We start from the raw sequence: 13,637 nt of genomic DNA on the forward strand, positions 1-13,637 counted from the left end.
ATCCGTCTGCCGCTTGCCGGCATTGAGGATGCGGCGGTCAGGCCACCGCGGACGAGATGCTACCCGCGGATGGCGATGCCGCGGCCACATGCACTGTTGATGAAGCAGGCGCGCAGCGCGTCGTCGAGCTGGTCGGACCGTTTGCCGTTCAGAGCGAGGTCCGGAAAGCCATGACCCCCCAGGTAGACCTGCATCTGCAGGATCGCGCGATTGCCGCCCAGCGCGACGATGGTTTCGAGGTCCTGCCTGGCATCCGGCTCTCGTCCGGTGCGGGTGAGGATCAAGGCGCGCTGCACGAACATGTTGACGAGGTCGGGTCGGGCCGGGCCGGGAAGCACCCGCTGTCCGGGCGGACCGAGAACCTTGTTCAGGTCGGCAAGCGCTGCGCTGTCGTCTCCCAGCCCGGCCAGTATCGTCGCCCGCATCTGCAGCGCCTGGAGATCAGACCCCGCCGCGAGGATCGCATCGAGATCCTCCTTGGCGCCAGCCGCCTTGCCGGTCTGCAGCCTGATCTCGGCGCGTGTCATGCGGCTTCGCCGATCGTCGGGCTCGATTGCGATGGCCCGATCGAGATCCGCCTCCGACTGCTCCGGCCGGCCGCTTCGGTTTGCAAGGATGGCCCGGATCCAGAGCGCATCGACCGATGGCGGGTTGCGGACGAGGGCGTCGGTGGCCAACTGAAGCGCGGCCTGATCGTCCTGACCGATGAGGATGAAGGCCATGGTCGCCAGCGCGTCGGCATTCTCAGGGGCGGCCTGCAGCGCCGCCTTCACGTCGCGCGTGGCCTCGGTCAGCTGGGCGGGTATCCTTAGGCGGGCGCGGAGCAGCAGCGCCGGCACGTTGCCGGGCTGCTCGGTAATGGCGGTATCAAGCTCGGCGATCGCCTGCGGCAGCCTGGCGATCTCGGTGAGCTGACGCGCGCGAACGACGCGCTGCTGCGAACGGACATCCGCCGGCAGTGTTGCTGAAACTTCCGGCGGATCACATTCGCCGCGGGCTCTCGCCGGATAGGGCAGCTTGCATGTTCCGAAGCCGAAGGAGCGGATCGGGCCCGCCGTTCCAAGCATGTCTTCGGCGAGAGAGGGCGTGCCCAGCAGCCCGGCGATCAGGATGAGCGGGATGGCGGAGCGAATGCGGGATGTCATCGGAGGACTCACTTGCAGAGCTTGTCGAGCATGCAGGCGCGGATCGCGTCCTTGAAGTCGGGCGTCAGTTCGTCAGGCGCCTGGTTCGAGCGCCAATAGCCGGCGGTGCGCAGCGCCAGAACGGTCCGCTTGAGCACCGACTCTTCGATGCTCACGGCCAGCACCATGTCGTCGAACGCGAGATCGGTCTCGTCGAGTTCCCGATGCATCAGTGCACGCATGCGGAACGCCTCGCCGGATGGCGGATCAATCGCCGCGGCACGATCGAATTCGGCGATCGCCTCGCGGAATTGCTGACGCTTGGCGTGGATGAGCCCGAGGTCGAAGAAGGTCTCATATTGCTCGGACCCGAGCGATTTGGCTTCCTGCAGGTCGGCAAACGCCTCCTGCTCTCGTCCGGGTCTGTAGGTGAGCAAGTGGCCCCGTGCCGTGAGCGACAGGGGAATCCGTCGATAGGTTACGGCAGCGTTCAAGTCCTGCTCTGCACGGTCAAACTGGCCGACTGTCCAGTAAATGCGCGCGCGGTTCTTCAGAGCGACGATGTAGAAGTCGAGCCGGTTACCATAGCCGTCGAAATAGGGCTGCAGATTGATCTCGTCGGGACCGAGCGCAACCAGCGCGTCAGCGGTCTTCAGCGCTTCGTCGAAGCGGCGCAAACGCTGATGACTGTCGCTGCTGAGCAGCAGCGCATACTGGTTTCTCGGCGCGATCGCCAAGGCCATGTCATAATAGCGGATCGCGGAGCGGTCGTCGCCGGCGTCTGCATAGGAGGCGCCGACGCGCCAGATCGCATTCGGATTGGACGGATTGAGCGTCAGGACCTTCTCGATGAGTGAGTGGCTCAGTGTGAGATCGCCGAGACGGGACGCCGTCGTCGCGCGGGACAGCAGCAGTTCTTCATCGGTCGGCATCAGCGCGATGGCGGCATCGTAATCCTTCGCTGCAAAGTCCCACCGCTTCGTGTGATAGTAGCCCGAGCCTCGAACCGAGAGGGCGCGGCCACGCTCGGCCGAGGATGTGTTGGGCTCGGCAAGGATTCGGGAGCAGGCCGCAATGACGATCTCGGGGGAGGTCCTGAGCAGGGACTTCGCGCATTCGCCGTCCTGATCCGCGGCGGTTGCCGGTGCGGTGCATGAGAGACTGGCCGCTGCAACAATTCCTAGAACGGCAAGCCTTACCATGGTGGTTCCCCTGATGCTGGGAACGACATACCGTTGATTTCAGAACGGGCGTGTAATGAAACAACTAAAGGTTTAGCCATGGGGCTGGGGTGGTAGTTCCAGGATCACGCTGAAGTCGCCCGCGCTGCCCGCAAACCGCAGGTTTCCGCCGTGGGCCTCCGCGACGTCCTTGGCGATCGCAAGCCCAAGCCCCGATCCATGCGAGCCGTCGCCCTTCTGAAACGGCGCCAGCAGTCCGGTCTGCGCCTCCTCGGCGATCCCCGGCCCATCATCCCAGACGACGATCGCGACACCCGCCGCCTTCTCCACCCTCACCATCAGCCGCGTCCGCGCGCCATGCGCCAGCGCGTTGTGGATGAGGTTGGCAAGCGCCTCGCGCAGGCTGATGGCGTCGGCGGCGACCACCGCGTTCTCCTCCGACGCCACGAAGCTGACGGAAACCTCCCGATCCAGCGTCAGCGGGACGCTCTGCGACAACACCGATTTCGCCAGCGCGTTGATATCGGTCGCAACGAACCGTGGTGCCTGGGCGCGGTGCTGGATCATGGCGTGATCGAGCAGCTGGCTGGTGAGGCGGGCGAGGTCGGCGATGCGGCCGCGCAGCCGGTCGAGCGCCTTCGGGTCCTCGGTCTGATCGCTCAGCAGCTCGACCTCGGCATCGATGGCCGCGAGCGGCGTGCGCAGCTGGTGCGTGGCGTCGGCGATGAAGCGCTGCATCAGCGCGATGCGCTCGGCGAGGCGCTGCATGAAGCCGTCGATGGCGCCGACCAGCGCGCGCACCTCGCGCGGCGGCGTGATCGCGATCGGGCTGAGATCATCGGGACGCCGCTTGACGATCTCGGCCTCGATCCGCGTCAGCGGCGCGAACACCAGCCGCAGGCAGAGCGCGGTCGCGACCAGCGCCAGCAGGCTCATCGCGGCGATCAGGCCGATCGCCTTCGAGGCAAGATCCCAGGTCAGCGCGTCGCGGGCGCGCAGGGTCTGCGCCAGCACGATCTGGCTCCAGCCATCGCCGGGCGCGCCGTCGAGCTTGCGCGCCACCGCGGCGATGCGCACGGCCTGGTCGCGATAGACGCCGTCGCGCAGCACCACGCCCTCGCGCAGCGCCCTGGCGGGCGCGGTGACGGCAAGATCGTCATAGCCGGCGATGACGACGCCGCGCGGATCGGTGACGCGATAGAATACCAGGTCATAGGCCGACAATGTCGCAAACGCCGCCGCCGGCGGATCCAGCGTCACCACGCCGCCCTGCATGTAGATGTTCTCGGCGATCTGCACCGCGCCGCCGGCGAGCAGCTTGTCATAGGCGTCGCGCGCGGCGGTCGCGGCATATTGCCAGGCGGCGAGGCTGAGCACGACGGCGCCCACGGCCAGGATCGCGCCGATCGCGATCAGCAGCCGCGCGCGCAGCGAGGTCCTGAGGTCACGAAGCGTGGAGCTGATAGCCAAGGCCGCGCTCGGTCTTGATTTCGACTGACGTCGCCGCCAGCTTGCGCCTGAGACGTGCGACGAACTGCTCGACCGCGTTCGGGCTCGGGTCCTGGTCGAAGCTGAAGAGCTGCTCGACCAGCTCTTCCTTGGCGACGTAACGTCCGGGGCGTGCGGCGAGGATTTCCAGCACGGTCAGCTCGCGCCGCGTCAGGTCCAGCGGTTGGCCGGCGACGCTGGCGGTGCGCCCGGCGCGGTCGATCACCAGCGGCCCGAGGGTCAGCAGATTGTCGGACTGGCCGGCCGCACGCCGAAGCAGCGCACGGGCACGCGCTTCGAGCTCGCGATAGTCGAACGGCTTGATCAGGTAGTCATCGGCGCCGAGATCGAGCGCGCCGATCCGGTCGTCGACCGCCGAGCGCGCGGTCAGCACCAGCACCGGCGTGCGCAGGCCGCGCTTGCGCAAATGTTTCAGCACCGCGAAGCCGTCCATGTTCGGCAGCATCACGTCGAGCACGATCAGGTCATAGGTCTGCACCTCGATCAGCTCGCTCGCGGTGCGGCCGTCCTTCTCCCAGTCGACGGCATAGCCGATCCGCTCGAACCGGCTGGTCACGGCGGCGCCGATCTCGGGCGTGTCTTCCACCAGCAGGATGCGCAAGGTCTCGTTGTCCGCCTCGGAGTCAGGTTCGCGTCAGTCTCCTCCTCTATCACTTCGAATAAGGGCGCCGAAGTGCACCAGGCGAAATTTCGCACTGCAATATAGAGGAGGGGAGGACGATGACCGTCCATCAATCGCCATCTCAGTTCGAGCCGCTGCTCTCGGTCGAGGGCGTGACGCTCCAGTACAAGACGCCGGACACCTTGGTGACGGCGACCTATCGCGTCGATTTCAAGGTGTTCGATGCCGACCGCTTCGTGCTGCTCGGCCCCTCCGGCTGCGGCAAATCCACGCTTCTGAAGGCGATCGGCGGCTATCTGAAGCCGACCGAGGGCCGCATCCGGCTCAAGGACCACGACGTCAGCGAGCCCGGCCCGGACCGCATGATGGTATTCCAGGAATTCGACCAGCTGCTGCCGTGGAAGACCGTGCGCGAGAACGTCGTGTTCGCGCTGACCGCCAGCGGCCGGCTCGGCACGGCCGAGGCCAACGAGCGGGCGAAGTCCTATATCGACAAGGTCGGCCTGACCAAGTTCATCGACTCCTATCCGCACATGCTGTCCGGCGGCATGAAGCAGCGCGTTGCAATCGCGCGGGGCATGGCGATGGAGCCCGACGTGCTGTTGATGGACGAGCCGTTCGCCGCCCTGGACGCGCTGACCCGGCGCAAGATGCAGGATGAGCTGCTGCAGCTCTGGCAGGACACCCGCTTCACCGTGCTGTTCGTGACGCATTCGATCGAGGAGGCGATCAAGATCGGCTCGCGCATCCTGCTGCTGTCGCCGCATCCCGGCCGCGTCCGCGCCGAGCTCAACAGCGTGCCGCCGGGCACGATGGGCTCGCCCGAGCAGGTCGCGCTCGAAGGGCGCATCAACGACATGCTGTTCGGCCATCACTAGAGACGAGGAGAGCATCCATGAGCGAGACGCTGGCGCTGCGCCCGGAGATCGTCAATGCAGACACGCCCCTCGGCGACGTCAAGGTCGAGGCGAGCCTGTCCTGGCTGGAACGCATCTACCGCATCGGTGCGGTCCGCAAGGCCATCATCCTGATGGCGCTCGCCGCGCTGTGGCAGGCCTATGGCCTGTGGCTCGGCAATCCCCTGTTGTTTCCGACCTTCACCGACACGCTCTCAGCCTTCTTCGAGAACATCGGCAACGGTATCATCCCTGCGCGCACCCTGGTGTCGCTGGAGACGCTGCTGATCGGCTACGGCATCGGCATCGCGCTGGCGGCCGTGCTGACCACGATCGCGATCGGCTCGCGGATCGGCGCCGACATGCTGGAGGCGCTGACCTCGATGTTCAACCCGCTGCCGGCGATCGCATTGCTGCCGCTGGCGCTGATCTGGTTCGGCCTCGGCAAGGGCAGCATCATCTTCGTGCTGGTGCATTCGGTGCTGTGGGCGATCGCGCTCAACACCCATTCCGGCTTCCGCTCGGTGTCGAACACCTTGCGCATGGTCGGCCTGAACTACGGCCTGCGCGGGCTGAAGCTGGTGCGCTTCATCCTGATCCCCGCGGCCTTTCCGGCCATCCTCACCGGCCTGAAGGTCGGCTGGGCCTTCGCTTGGCGCACCCTGATCGCGGCCGAGCTGGTGTTCGGCGTGTCCTCCGGCTCGGGCGGGCTCGGCTGGTTCATCTTCGAGAACCGCAACCAGCTGGAGACGGCGAACGTGTTCGCCGGGCTGTTCACCGTGATCTTCATCGGCCTCGTCGTCGAGAACGTCGTGTTCGCCACCATCGAGCGCAAGACGGTGCGGCGCTGGGGCATGCAGCACTGAATTTCGAGTTATAAGCACAACAACAAGGAAGGAGACGACCATGTCCTGGAGCAAATCATTCACGGCCGCCGGGCTCGGCCTCGCCGCGCTGCTCGGCGCCACCGCCGCGCAGGCCGAGGTCAAGGAGATCAGGCTCTCCAAGGGCTACGGCATCCTCTATCTGCCGCTGATCGTGATGGAAGATCAGAAGCTGATGGAGAAGCAGGCGGAGAAGGCCGGGCTCGGTCCGTTCAAGGTGAACTGGCAGATGCTCGACGGCGGCAACATCATCAACGACGCGATGATGGCCGGCTCGCTCGACATCGCCGGCACCGGTGCGCCCGGCTTCATCACGCTGTGGGCCAAAGCCAAGGGCATTCCGGCGGTGGAGGTGGTCGGCGTCAGCGGCCTCAGCTCCACCTCGCTGTGGATGAACACCAACAATCCCGAGATCAAGTCGCTGAAGGATTTCAAGCCGAGCGACAAGATCGCCCTGCCGGGCATCAAGACCTCGCTGTCGGCGGTCATGCTGCAGATGATGGCAGCGCAGGAGTTCGGCAAGGAGAACTACGCCAAGCTCGATCCGATGACCGTCGGCCTGCCGCATCCGGAGGCGCTGGCGGCGCTCACCTCGGGCAAGACCGAGATCACGGCGCATTTCACCTCCCCGCCGTTCTCCTACATCGAGCTGAAGGATTCGAAGATCCGCCGCGTTGCCAATTCCGCCGACGTGCTCGGACGGATGACGATGGACGTGGTGTTCGCGCCCAAGCGCTTCGTCGACGCCAATCCCAAGGTCGTGCAGGCGTTCCTCGACGCGCTCGACGAGGCCTGCACGCTGATCGCCAACGACAAGGCTGCCGCGGCCGAGATCTACGCCCGCACCGCCAAGGTGAAGACCACCAAGGAGGACGTGCTGGAGATGCTGCAGGACAAGGACACCTGGTTCTCCGCGACGCCCGAGGGCGTGCTGAAGATCGCCGAGTTCATGCACGGCGTCGGCTCGATCAAGGTCAAGCCCGCGAGCTGGCAGGACATGTTCGTGACCCAGCTGCGCGACCGCAAGGGCAGTTGAGCGGGAGTTCGGCGAGTCGGTTGCAAGATTGCGTCTCAACTGCCTCCGCCCGTCATTGCGAGCGCAGCGAAGCAATCCAGGGTGGTGGGCGGGACTCTGGATTGCTTCGCTCGCGCTCGCAATGACGGCGGAGGGTATGTCCTCCAACGCTGCCTGAGCCCCGGAACTTCCCTGAACCGACCCACCGGCCGCCGCGACCCATGTCCGGCGGCCGGCTGCCGTCATTGCGCCGTCGCCAAAGCTGTGCTGTGTGAAGGCGGTACAACCGGATGAAGAGGGGGACGCGCGATGCGGAGATTGCTGACCGTGCTGGCGGCGCTGATGACGCTGAGCCTGACCAATTGCGGCTACAACGCCATCCAGACCAATGACGAGCAGGTCAAGGCGGCCTGGTCGGAGGTGGTCAACCAGTATCAGCGCCGTGCCGACCTCGTGCCCAACCTGGTCAACAGCGTGAAGGGCTTTGCCCAGCAGGAGAAGGACGTGCTGCTCGGCGTCACCAACGCCCGCGCCAAGGTCGGCAGTGTCCAGGCCACGCCCGACGTCGTCAACGATCCCGCGGCGCTGCAGAAGTTCCAGGCGGCGCAGAGCGAGCTGACCTCCGCGCTGTCGCGGCTGCTGGTCGTGACCGAGAACTACCCGCAGCTCAAATCGGACGCGCTGTTCCGCGACCTGATGTCCCAGCTCGAAGGCACCGAGAACCGCATCACGGTGGCGCGCAACCGCTACATCAAGGCGGTGCAGGAGTATAACGTCGGCATCCGCACCTTCCCGAACAATCTGACCGCGATGGTGTTCGGCTACAAGGAGAAGGCCAACTTCACCGTCGAGAACGAGCGCGAGATCTCGGTGGCGCCGAAGGTCGACTTCAACGCGCCGTCGCCTGCGCCGTCGAAATAGCCGGAGCAGGGAATCGTGCGCGCGCTGCCGGTCCTCAAGGCGCTGCTTGCGACGCTGTTCGTCTGCCTCGCGACGATCGTGCTGGCGGACGTCGCGGTGCCGCAGCTCACCGGCCGCGTCGTCGACCAGACCGGCACGTTGTCCTCCTCGGACATCGCGGGCCTCACGCAGAAGCTGAAGGACCTGGAAACCCGCAAGGGCAGCCAGGTCGCGGTGCTGATCGTGCCGACGACGCAGCCGGAGACCATCGAGCAGTTCTCGCTCCGTGTCGCCGAGGCCTGGAAGATCGGGCGCAGGAAGGTCGACGACGGCGCGCTGCTGGTGATCGCCAAGAACGACCGCAAGCTGCGCATCGAGGTCGGCTACGGCCTCGAAGGCAGCCTCACCGACGTCACCGCACGCCGCATCATCGACGAGGTCATCACGCCGAAATTCCGTACCGGCGATTTTGCCGGCGGTATCGATGCCGGCATCGACCGTATCATCGGCGTCATCAACGGCGAGACCCTGCCGGTGCCGCAGCCGCAGGCCTCGCATGGCGACGATTTGGACTTCGACTCCATCAGCTCGTTCGCGCCGGTGGCGCTGTTCGGCGCGCTGGTGATCGGCGGCTTCCTGCGGACGCTGCTCGGCCGCCTGATCGGCTCGCTGGCGACCGGCGGCGCCATGGGCGTGCTCGCCTGGCTGATGGTGGGATCGGTTGGGCTGGCGGCCCTGTCGGCGATCGCCGGCTTCGTCATCGCCTTCGTTGCCGACGCCTTCGGCGCGATGACGCCGGGCAGCGGCCGCCGCGGCGGCTGGTCGAGCGGCTCGTCGTCGTCAGGCTGGAGCAGCGGCAGCTCGAGCGACAGCGGCAGCTTCTCCGGTGGCGGCGGCAGTTTCGGCGGCGGCGGCGCCTCGGGCAGTTGGTGAGGAGGGGGCGCGCGACCATGGGCATCAGGCGGATCGGCCGGCATCTCCTGCAGCATCACTGGCAGCTCAGGCGCATCTTCACGCCGGCTGTGCTGGCCCGCATCGAGCAGGCGATCAAGGACGGCGAGCGCACCCATGCCGGCCAGCTCCGCTTCGTCGTCGAGGGCGCGCTCGACGGCCGGCCGCTGTGGCGCGACCAGCCGCCGCGCGAGCGCGCGCTCGACGTGTTCTCGCAATTGCGCATCTGGGACACCGCTGATAACAACGGCGTCCTGATCTACCTGCTCCTGGCCGACCGCGACGTCGAGATCATCGCCGACCGCGGTATCCACGATCGCGTCGGCGCGGAAGGCTGGGAGACGATCTGCCGGGCGATGGAGGCGCAGTTCCGCGCGGGGCGTTTCGAACAGGGCGTGATCGAGGGCGTCGCCGCAGTGTCGCGCGAGCTCGCCAAGCACTATCCGCCGCATGCCGGCGAGACGAACGAACTGCCCGACGCGCCGGTGGTGATGTAGTCCACCTCAGTTCCCACGCTCTTGCTCACGCCAGATGCGCGTCAGAAATCGCATGCTCTCACCACGTCATTCCGGGGCGCGCGGCACGCGCGAGCCGGGAATCCATAGCCACGAAACATCGTGGGGCGCGAGATCGCCGTGGCGCTCATCTTCGTCCCATCACCGTTCGGGATTATGGATTCCGGGCTCGTCGCTGCGCGCCGCCCCGGAATGACAAGCGGACAGAGTCTTTGTCGGCAACTCACACCTTCGTCTCAGCCGCGCCGTAGCGCTTCGTCATCGCCTGCGCCAGCTCGGTCATCTTCGCGCGCAGCTCTGGCGGATCGATCACCTCGGCCTCCGGGCCGAACCGCAGCAGCTCGCCCGCGGCGTGCCACAGCGTCGTCCCCGTCGGGATCGTCGCGATGCGCCAGCCGTCCGCATCTGCTTCGTCGGCGAGGCGGGTGCGGGCACGTACGTAAGGCTGGCTCCACACCTCCAGCAGTTTCACACCGAGCGGTGACAGTCGCACGGTCGCCGCATTCGGATGCAGCTCCGCCTCCAGCCGCTCCGTCGCGACGCGCCAATAGGCGGCGAGGTCGAAATCGGCGGGCCGGGCGAAGCTGTCGGCGGTCACGCTGCAGTCGAGGATGCGCGCGACGCGATAGGTGCGCACGCTGCGCTCGACCTGACCGGCGAGATACCAATTGCCGCCCTTCAGCACGAGGCCGAGCGGCGCGACGCGGCGGCGCTTCTCGGCGCGCCAGGTCTGATAGCGGACGTCGACCATGACGTCGCGGAGCAGGGCGTCGGCGATGGCGCGCAGATGCGGCGGCTCCTCGGCCTCGCCGAACCAGCCGGGTGCGTCGAGGTGGAAGCGCGCCTGCATGCGGCCGGCATTGGCGCGCAGGCTCTGCGGCAGCGCTGCCACCAGCTTGGTCTGCGCCGCGCTCATCGCGTCGTCGAGCCCGAGGGCTGCGGCGGGGCCGGGCAGGCCCGCCATGAACAGCGCATCGGTCTCGGCCGGGGACAGCCCGTTCAGCCGCACGCGATAGCCGTCGAGCAGGCGGAACCCGCCTTCGGCGCCGCGCTCGGCATAGACGGGGATCCCCGCCGCGGCGAGCGCGTCGATGTCGCGGTAGATCGTGCGCACCGAGACCTCGCAGGCGCCTGCGAGTTCGGGCGCCGTGACCTGTCCCTTGGCCTGCAAGGTGGTGAGGATGGAGAGCAGCCGGCTCGCGCGCATGACGTTGTTTAAACATACCTGACACGCCTTGTCAGGTATGGTGTGCGACAAGCCGGCCACCGCAGCCGGCAATGGGAGGAGACCATCATGACCGCCGACGACAAGATCACGCTGTATTACTCGCCGCAGACTCGCGCCGCGGGCGCGCGCATCCTGCTCGAGGAGCTGGGCGCGCCCTACGATCTGCATGTCCTCAATATGAAGGCGGGCGAGCAGCGCAAGCCGGAATTCCTGGCCGTCAATCCGCTCGGCAAGGTGCCGACGATCGGACATCGCGGCCAGATCGTGACCGAGCAGGTCGCGATCTTCATCTATCTCGCCGATCTGTTTCCGCAGGCGGGGCTGACGCCGGCGCTCGACGATCCCATGCGCGGGCCGTATCTGCGCTGGATCGCCTATTACGGCGCGTCGTTCGAGCCCGCCGTGATCGACCATTTCATGAAGCGCGAGCCCGCGCCGGTCACGCAGTCGCCCTATGCCGATTACGACACGATGCTGGGGGCGCTGGAGCAGCAGCTCGCCAAGGGGCCGTATCTGCTCGGCGAGCGCATGACCGCCGCCGACGTGCTGTGGGGTGTCGCCTTCAACTGGACCATGATGTTCGGCGTGGTGCCGCGCAAGGACGTGTTCGTGCGCTACGCCGAGCGCATCACCCAGCGTCCGGCGTTCCAGCGCGTCACCGCTGCGGATGCCGAGATGGCGGCCCAGCACGCGGCCGCCGCCGGCGTCTGAGCGCCGGCATTGATACAATCGAGCGAGGTCCCGCCGTCGACGGGACCTCGCTGATGTGATTGCACGATGTCCGCCAGGCGCGGGTCGCCAGATGCCGGGCTTCACGCAACGGCGCCGCTAGTTCAGGCTGATCCCCGTGAGCGGCGTGCCGTCGACGCCGTTGTTGCTGATCGCGTTGTTCTTGAAGGACGAGACGGAGCCGCCGCCGGTCTGGACGACGCCGTTGGAATTGCCCTGGATGACGGAATTTCCCAACGTCACGATGGCGCCGCTGCCGCTTGCCAGAACGCCGGTGTTGTTGAACTCGGAGGTCAGCCGATCGAGAAACACCCCCATCCCCGGCTTTCCGGCCGGGACCGTGGCGGATATTCCGGCATTGCCATTTTCGATGGTCCTCGTGTTCGAGACGAGCACGCTGATCGCGCTGCTCGAATTCGCGGTCGAGACCGTGACGCCGAACGCGGACGCCTTGAGCGAGGAGTCCGCGATCACCACCTGCGCGGCGCCGGACGGCGTGACCGAGATTGCGCTTTGCGAGAAGTTCTCGACGGTACAGTTCTCGATGACGAGCTTCCGGCCGGCGAGGAAATTGACGCCGTTGAGGCCGAGGGTCGTGCCGGCGCCGTTGATGCTCAGATTGCGCAGGATGATGACATCGTTGGCGCCGGCATTCACATTGATGCCGTTGGTCGCCGACGCCAGGACCGAGGCCATGGTCCCCCCGCCGTCGATGGTGATCGACTTGGTGATCGTGACGGCGCCGTAGCCGCCGGGATCGAGCACGTCGATCTCACCGCCGGCGGCAGTCTTCGAGATCGCGCCGGCGAAGGTCTTGCAGGGCGCCGTGCGGCTGCACGGGTTGACGTCGTCGCCGACGCCGGACACCCAGGTCCGCGTCGCCTGCGCGTGAGCCCCTGGCGAGGCCAGGATCAAAAGTGCGACGCACAAAAATCCGATCGAAGAAATGAGCTTTCGCATGAGCGCTCCCCTTGAAATGCTGGAAATGAAAAAATAGTCCGAACGCAGAGTATTAGTCTACGAAAGCAACCAGAGCGTTCATCGAGAATGGCGAAATAGATGTTGTAATATGCAATCTTTGATTGTGTCTCGACCGGAGGCGATTTCGCTGACAGTGCGGGACCGTCATCGTCGTTCCGGTCTCCTGGGCGCTGTCTGCGTAGAAGCAGAATTCATGTTCGTGTCTCGGTAGTAGAAGCAGAATCTCGGTTCGGGCATTTGGCCGGCGCCGCCGATATAGAAGTTGCCGAGCTTGTCGGCATATTCGAGCGGCCGACTTATCAATCGCGTTGGTGGAGTAAGGCGACGAACCGCAGCGTCCTCCTTTCAACGTCGGCGACAGTGCTGACTGTCGCGGCGACGCCGCGCAACCGGTTTCGCTTACCGCCCAACGAAGTCGACTGCTACGAAGGAGGCGCAGACGCCTCCGCTTTGCCCTTCCAGAACGCGCCGATCCTGTCCAGTCGCTCGATCGGAACAGGAGGGTCTGCTCGTGCAACCGTCAGTAGCCTCAAAATTTTCTCTGCTCCTTCATGGTCGACAAGCTGTGCGAGTTCTTCCGCTCTTTCGGCCATCCAGGCGCGGCCTTCACCTGACGGATCGACGGCAGCAATCATGGGATAGATCAGAAAATTTCCGGTGTCTTCCCGAGCCAACATCTCGTCGATCATCAGAGGCAAGATGATGGCCAGAACTTCTGCAGAAGCGTACGCTGGGCAGTCGGGGCGGTTCGATATCTCATCATAGGAAAAGCCACCTGCCATGAACTTTTCAAACATCGCTCTGGCTTTGGCTGCGTCCAGAGTCGGGTTCTCTCTGGCGTAGCCGATCAAGAGTTCAACAGGTCGCTTGCTTGTCATGCTCGGATCACCTTGACGTCGGCCGACACAGCTTATCCGGGATTGCGTTGCGCTGCACAAGGCTGACCGAATGAACAACCGCCTTGCTCTGCGCTCCATACGACGGGCGATTCCGCATCTCCTCCTCGGAGTAGATTCGGTGACAGAGCTGGACTGCACCCCTCAAGTGAGACACGATAATCTCAGTGACAGGCATTCCGAGGATGACCTGTGGCAGCAAGAGG

Annotated in this window: 14 protein-coding genes; 7 read left to right on the top strand and 7 right to left on the bottom strand. The window is 65.8% G+C overall.

The window, feature by feature from the left end; genetic code table 11:
* Window positions 1–59 precede the first annotated feature (59 nt).
* The 4 genes from QW845_RS28505 to QW845_RS28520 form a co-directional block, all read right to left on the bottom strand.
* Complete coding sequence (locus QW845_RS28505) at window positions 60–1,145, bottom strand: hypothetical protein (RefSeq protein ID WP_315804826.1); 1,086 nt, start codon at window positions 1,143–1,145, stop codon at window positions 60–62.
* An 8-nt stretch (window positions 1,146–1,153) separates the two neighbouring features.
* Window positions 1,154–2,326: a tetratricopeptide repeat protein gene (locus QW845_RS28510; protein ID WP_315804827.1), complete on the bottom strand. Its 1,173-nt coding sequence runs from the start codon at window positions 2,324–2,326 to the stop codon at window positions 1,154–1,156.
* Between the two features lie 72 nt (window positions 2,327–2,398).
* Window positions 2,399–3,775 carry a sensor histidine kinase gene (locus QW845_RS28515; RefSeq protein WP_315804828.1) on the bottom strand — a complete coding sequence of 459 codons (1,377 nt, stop codon included), beginning with the start codon at window positions 3,773–3,775 and terminating at the stop codon, window positions 2,399–2,401.
* Window positions 3,750–4,415: a response regulator transcription factor gene (locus tag QW845_RS28520; protein ID WP_315713962.1), complete on the bottom strand. Its 666-nt coding sequence runs from the start codon at window positions 4,413–4,415 to the stop codon at window positions 3,750–3,752. The genes QW845_RS28515 and QW845_RS28520 overlap by 26 nt, the downstream gene beginning before the upstream one ends.
* A gap of 119 nt (window positions 4,416–4,534) precedes the next feature.
* Here QW845_RS28520 and QW845_RS28525 point away from each other — a divergent pair, with 119 nt between their 5' ends.
* The 6 genes from QW845_RS28525 to QW845_RS28550 all read left to right on the top strand — a co-directional run bounded on the left by QW845_RS28525 (window position 4,535) and on the right by QW845_RS28550 (window position 9,579).
* Window positions 4,535–5,314 (top strand): ABC transporter ATP-binding protein, encoded by a 780-nt coding sequence (locus QW845_RS28525; RefSeq protein ID WP_315804829.1) that lies wholly within the window; start codon window positions 4,535–4,537, stop codon window positions 5,312–5,314.
* A 17-nt stretch (window positions 5,315–5,331) separates the two neighbouring features.
* Window positions 5,332–6,198, top strand: coding sequence for an ABC transporter permease (locus QW845_RS28530; protein WP_315804830.1), 867 nt, complete (start codon window positions 5,332–5,334; stop codon window positions 6,196–6,198).
* A gap of 40 nt (window positions 6,199–6,238) precedes the next feature.
* Window positions 6,239–7,252, top strand: coding sequence for an ABC transporter substrate-binding protein (locus QW845_RS28535; protein WP_315804831.1), 1,014 nt, complete (start codon window positions 6,239–6,241; stop codon window positions 7,250–7,252).
* Window positions 7,253–7,540: 288 nt separating this feature from the next.
* Complete coding sequence (locus tag QW845_RS28540; RefSeq protein WP_315804832.1) at window positions 7,541–8,152, top strand: LemA family protein; 612 nt, start codon at window positions 7,541–7,543, stop codon at window positions 8,150–8,152.
* Between the two features lie 15 nt (window positions 8,153–8,167).
* Window positions 8,168–9,064, top strand: a complete 897-nt coding sequence (locus QW845_RS28545; RefSeq protein ID WP_315804833.1) for a YgcG family protein — start codon at window positions 8,168–8,170, stop codon at window positions 9,062–9,064.
* Between the two features lie 17 nt (window positions 9,065–9,081).
* A complete protein-coding gene (locus tag QW845_RS28550; RefSeq protein WP_315804834.1) occupies window positions 9,082–9,579 on the top strand; it encodes a TPM domain-containing protein in 498 nt (165 codons plus the stop codon).
* Between the two features lie 241 nt (window positions 9,580–9,820).
* Here the strand turns inward: QW845_RS28550 and QW845_RS28555 are convergent, their stop codons facing one another.
* Complete coding sequence (locus QW845_RS28555) at window positions 9,821–10,804, bottom strand: YafY family protein (RefSeq protein WP_315804835.1); 984 nt, start codon at window positions 10,802–10,804, stop codon at window positions 9,821–9,823.
* A gap of 87 nt (window positions 10,805–10,891) precedes the next feature.
* On the opposite strand from QW845_RS28555, the gene QW845_RS28560 reads away from it, so the two are divergent.
* Window positions 10,892–11,536 (top strand): glutathione S-transferase family protein, encoded by a 645-nt coding sequence (locus QW845_RS28560; RefSeq protein ID WP_315804836.1) that lies wholly within the window; start codon window positions 10,892–10,894, stop codon window positions 11,534–11,536.
* Window positions 11,537–11,653: 117 nt separating this feature from the next.
* Here the strand turns inward: QW845_RS28560 and QW845_RS28565 are convergent, their stop codons facing one another.
* Both QW845_RS28565 and QW845_RS28570 read right to left on the bottom strand, forming a co-directional pair.
* Window positions 11,654–12,514, bottom strand: coding sequence for a right-handed parallel beta-helix repeat-containing protein (locus tag QW845_RS28565; RefSeq protein WP_315804837.1), 861 nt, complete (start codon window positions 12,512–12,514; stop codon window positions 11,654–11,656).
* Between the two features lie 443 nt (window positions 12,515–12,957).
* Window positions 12,958–13,413 carry a hypothetical protein gene (locus QW845_RS28570; protein WP_315804838.1) on the bottom strand — a complete coding sequence of 152 codons (456 nt, stop codon included), beginning with the start codon at window positions 13,411–13,413 and terminating at the stop codon, window positions 12,958–12,960.
* Between the last annotated feature and the right edge of the window lie 224 nt (window positions 13,414–13,637).

The organism is Bradyrhizobium sp. SZCCHNS3002, from assembly GCF_032377435.1.
Classification (GTDB): Bacteria; Pseudomonadota; Alphaproteobacteria; order Rhizobiales; family Xanthobacteraceae; genus Bradyrhizobium.